This is a genomic window from Pseudomonas sp. P5_B2 (assembly GCF_056400445.1).
Genome location: NZ_JBFULH010000313.1, coordinates 1 through 4859, shown reverse-complemented (window position 1 = coordinate 4859; position 4859 = coordinate 1). Strand labels below are relative to the sequence as shown.

The window sequence follows — 4859 nt, the reverse complement described above, 5'->3', positions numbered from 1 at the left end:
ATAGGGAATCACGCGGGTCTTGTCCTGAAACTGCTGCAGCACATCGCTGGTGTGCAAGTAGTTGGGCGACGCGGCGACGATCCGGTCGGCGCTGGCCAGAAAGCGGTTCATCAGCGGCCGGTAGAGTTTGAGCAGGTGTTTCTGGCGAATGATGTCCGAGTGGTAGGTCACTACGCTCGGCTTATTCATGCTGCTGGGGAAATGCACCAGGTCCATGAACGGCCATGGAAAGTGATAATTGACCACGTCGGCTTCGGCCGCCAACTCGCGAAACTGTTTGAAGACGCTCCAGGAAAACCCTGTGGAGGCGAACTGAATGTCGAGTCGGGCCCGATGGACTTCATGCTGTCCAAGCTGCACCACCGGCGGTGTAGGGTCGGCACTGAGTGTCAGCACCTTGCCTTCAACGCCGTGCTAGGCGCCGTTTTCGCACAACTGGAAAATCACTTGTTCGATCCCGCCGACCGAATCAGGCAGGTACGTCTTGAAAAAATGAAGAACTCGCATTCAATCTCCCATAGCCTGGTGGTAGGCGCGGGCCGTAACCTTCGCGCAACGCTCCCAGGTAAAAAGCCGTGCCTGTTGCAATCCGGCATCCGTGCATACTTGCCAATATGCTTGATCGTCGATCAGACGGCTCATTGCATCGCGCAAACCGTCGGGATCGTCCGATTCAATATAGTTGCCCGCAGCGCCTGCCACTTCGGGCATGGCCGAACGTCGAGTCAGAATGACTGGCGTGCCGCTGGCCATGGCCTGCAGCACTGGCAGGCCAAAGCCTTCGTAGAGCGACGGAAAAATCAACGCCCGAGCGCCGGCCAACAATTGCGCAACCTGCTCGTCAGGCAGATACCCCAGCAAACAGACGTGACCGCAGGCCAGGGCCTGATGCAGTTCTTCGCTGAACTGCTCGCGCTGCCAGCCGGCCATGCCGACGATCAGCAGTGGAAAACGCTGACGGACTGATTCAGGCAATCGGGCGTGGGCGCGCAGGGCCAAGGTCAAATTCTTGCGTGGTTCCAGGGTGCCGACGCAGAGGAAGTATTCTCGTGCCTCGACGCCATGGGCCTTGAGTACGGCATCGATGGCTTCAGGAGTCCGTGGGTGGAAACGCGCGGCTACGCCCAATGGAGCGACGACAAACCGTTCTGCCGGTAGCCCGAAATGGGCCTGAGCTTCGTCAGCAATGTACTGCGAGTCGCAGATAATCAGGCTCGCCTGTTGCACGCCGTTGGCCAGCCGCCGTTCGATTTCTCGCAAGCGCGAGGGTGGTTGTGTTTCGGGGTAGTGCAGGTGAGTCAGGTCATGCAAGGTGATGATCGTCGGGCCGTCGAACGACAGCGGCCACAAGCTCGGTTCGTGGTAGAGGTCGATGGTTTGCGCGCGACCTTGATCGAAGCGTTTCTGCTCCAGCCAGCGCCGGGCCTGATAGGCCCCCGGAATCTGCCGCAGCAGTGGCGTCAGCCGGGAGTAACCGGGCATGGCTGCTTCAGGCAGTACTGAGCTCCAACCCCAACCATGAAACAACGCCAGTTCAATATCGGGCTCACTCGCAAGCGCGTTCGCCAGTTCGGCGACGTAGTTGCCGATACCGGTACGCGGCGCCTGGAGGATCCGGGCGTTAAGGGCAATTCGCATCTTGCCTCTCTAGCATGACCGGCGCTACTCCAAGATTGCGCAGGGTGCGCTCGGCTAATTGCGCACTGGCTTCACGCCAGCCGATCCAGTGCCAGTCCGCCACGTTGCGGGTGGCGGGGAATTGACCACTGCGCTCGAAAAGGACGACCAGATCGGCCAGGCTTTGTGGCTCGGCCAGATCGAAATACGCCATGAATTCGCCGCCGATTTCGCGAAAGATCGGAATATCGCTGCCCATGGCCGGGAGTCCGCGCTGCATGGCTTCCACCAGCGGCAGGCCGAAGCCTTCGACAAAAGACGGAAAGACCAGTGAGCTGGAGTGGTTGTAGGCATGTTCGAGGCTGGTGTCGCTCAGCTCGTTGAACATGAACAGACGTTGGTTCAGTTGCGGGTGATTGCGGACCCGGACGAGCAGTGCGTCGCACTTCCAGCCGATTCGACCGGCAATGCACAGCCGGGCGTTGGAGCCCGCCGCCCAGGCGAGTTCAAAGGCGTCCAGCAGGTAATCGTGGTTCTTGCGCGGTTCGATGGTACTGACCATCAAAAACACCGGTTCCGATGTCTGAAACAGTCGTGCCAGACGTGGTTCCACAGCGGAGGTGGCTTCGCTCAGGTCGAGCTCGGAACCGAGGTGGAAATAATCGAACCACAATTCATTGGCCTTTGCAGGACCCAGGCGGCGCTGCAACTCCTCACGGACCTGATCGCGCACCGTGGCAGAAATCGCCACGTAGCCATCGGCGGTTTTCGTGATCCAGTCGAACCATTCGCTGAAAACCTGCACCAGTCGGGTGTCGTAGAACTGTGGGTGAGTCAGGGGAATCAGGTCGTAAATGACTGCCACGATGCCCACGCCTTCACGTTTGAGCCTTTCGGCAAACGGGAAAAAGTCGGTATGCCAGGAAGAGTCCAGCAGCACCAATTGATCCCCCGGTTGGTGCTGCAACGGTGAACAACGTTTAGGCAGTTGATACCGATTGACCTGGTCGATCAGGCGTAGCGGCACACTGAAGCAAGCCAGTGCGGTCAGGCGGTAAGCCACGTACAGTGCGCGCCTCGCCAAGGTTGATGTACAGCTTTTATCGAGACGGTCATGTAGTTGATGGAAACGATGGGCCAGCCGTTCCAGTCGCCCGCCGAAGGTCATCAGGCCCTCGAAAAACGGAATGTTCAACGATCCCAGTTTCAACACACGATAAAGTTTGCCCTTGAGCATCACCACCGGGATGCACTCAACCCCGTCCACACTTGCCGGCAGCTGATTGATGACGTTGCGCACCACCCGCTGAATGCCCGAATTGACCTTGGGGTGTTGAAACACGTGGGTGCATTCCACCAGTAGGCGCGTCATGGTGTGTTCTCCGAGGTGATCGACGTGTTCGCCCGAATGATGGAGGTTTTCGCCCCCAGCCACGAGCAACCGACAAAGTCTTCCTGCCGGTTATTAATCACATGGAACACCAGCCCGTAATCGCGCCATTCGAAATTGCGGTCCAGGTGCGAATCCAGCCGAGACAGGCTCAGAGCCACGGAATAGTTGCCCTTGCCMAGGCCCATGACAAAAGCAAAGCGGTAGGTCACGCGTTCGCCGGCCTGCAGGTCGGTCAGAGCCTTGTCTTGACGATGGGTATTGATGCCGTACATGGCTTGGCCCAGACGATCTTTGATCATGAACCCCAACACCAGCCGTTCAATGTCCTGACGGATTTCGACGTCCACCTCAAGCACGACTGGCTGACCGACTTCCGCCGCATCGATGGGCCGTTCGTGTTCGTCCAGCAAGCGTACCCTCAAAATCCCGGATTCACCGGTTCCTGAAATTGTGCTGACTTGCCCACCAGAGAGCGCTTCCTGGCGCACTGTCTGGCCTTCACGCTCGGCGAGCAGGGCGTTGTAGTAGTCCATGACGGCTTCGGGTGTGCCGTGCATGGCCATACGTCCGTTTTCAAGGAGGATCGCCGAGTCGCAGATTGACTGAATGGCGGAGCGATCATGGGACACGATCAGCAGGGTGGTGCCAGCTTTGCGAAAGCTGCGGATGCGGTCGAAACTTTTGTGTTGAAAGTAGGCATCGCCCACTGAAAGCGCTTCGTCGACGATCAGGATGTCCGGGCGCCGCGCCGTGGCCACGCTGAAGGCCAGGCGCATCTGCATGCCGCTGGAATAGGTGCGTACGGGGTGGTCGATGGCGTCACCGATTTCCGCGAAATGCTCGATCTCGGGCATCAATGCTTCAATCTCATCGACCTGCATACCCAGCAGTTGCCCGGCCATGATGGCATTCTGACGACCGGTAAAGTCCGGGTGAAACCCCATACCAAGTTCCAGCAGGGCCGCCACTCGACCTTCGAGTTCAATCTTGCCGCACGTTGGCTGGGTGGTGCCGGTAATCATCTTCAACAAGGTGCTTTTGCCAGCACCGTTAACCCCGACGATACCGACTGCTTTCCCTGGAGCAATCTCGAATTCGACGTCTTTCAGCACCCAATGCTGGTGATGGCGCAGTGGAGAAAACGGGATCAGCCACTCGGCCAGTCGGCTCCAGCGAGTCGGGTATTGCTTGTAGGCCTTGCCCAGGCCGGTGACACGAATATGCCCCATCAGAGTTCATCCACCATTTCGCCGACCCGCTGACGAAACAGCCGCAGTCCGATCAGACAGAACACCAGACCGATGATGAAAGTCGGCAGCAGCGAACTCCAGATCGGCCATTGCCCGTACAAAAACATGTTCTGATAGCTGCCGATCAGATTGGTCAGGGGGTTGAGTTGCAGCAGGCGCTGAGCCCAGTCCGGCAGGATGCTCATCGGGTACACAATGGGCGTCATCCAGAACCAGAATTGCAGGCAGATGCCGAAGAGTTGTCCGACATCGCGAAAGAACACATTCAGCACGCCGAGTACCATCCCCAGTCCGGCGCAGAACATCATTTGCAATGCCATCAGYGGGATCAGCGCCAGCAGCGCAGTGCCCGGCCAACGCCCGGTGATCAGCAGAAAGCCCAGGAACAGGCCGATGATGATCGCGAAATTGATACTCGCGTTGATCAGCACAATGATCGGCAGGCAGATCCGCGGGAAGCTGATTTTCTTCAGTAAGTTGGCGTTTTCCAGAAACATGTTCTGGCTGCGCAGTGTGATTTCCGAAAACAATCCCCAGGCGAGCAGGCCCGCACACAGGTAAACGCTGTAGGCCATGCTGTCATCCACACCCGGCAACCG

At 58.3% G+C, this 4859-nt stretch carries 4 protein-coding genes and 1 pseudogene; all 5 read right to left on the bottom strand.

The genetic code is table 11. From position 1 onward, the window contains the following. Positions 1–507 (bottom strand): annotated as a pseudogene (locus AC1DRJ_RS19260) (glycosyltransferase); the annotation flags it as partial. After that, the gene (locus AC1DRJ_RS19255) at positions 508–1638 is read right to left on the bottom strand and encodes a glycosyltransferase family 4 protein (protein ID WP_477803548.1); all 1131 of its coding nucleotides are present in this window, start codon (positions 1636–1638) and stop codon (positions 508–510) included. Beyond that, positions 1622–2989 (bottom strand): glycosyltransferase family 4 protein, encoded by a 1368-nt coding sequence (locus AC1DRJ_RS19250; protein WP_477803547.1) that lies wholly within the window; start codon positions 2987–2989, stop codon positions 1622–1624. Before AC1DRJ_RS19250 ends, AC1DRJ_RS19255 begins: the two co-directional genes overlap by 17 nt. Then, positions 2986–4239: an ABC transporter ATP-binding protein gene (locus AC1DRJ_RS19245; protein ID WP_477803546.1), complete on the bottom strand. Its 1254-nt coding sequence runs from the start codon at positions 4237–4239 to the stop codon at positions 2986–2988. The genes AC1DRJ_RS19250 and AC1DRJ_RS19245 overlap by 4 nt, the downstream gene beginning before the upstream one ends. Beyond that, on the bottom strand, positions 4239–4859 hold a 621-nt coding region (locus AC1DRJ_RS19240; RefSeq protein WP_477803545.1), incomplete at its 5' end, for an ABC transporter permease. The genes AC1DRJ_RS19245 and AC1DRJ_RS19240, both read right to left, overlap by 1 nt.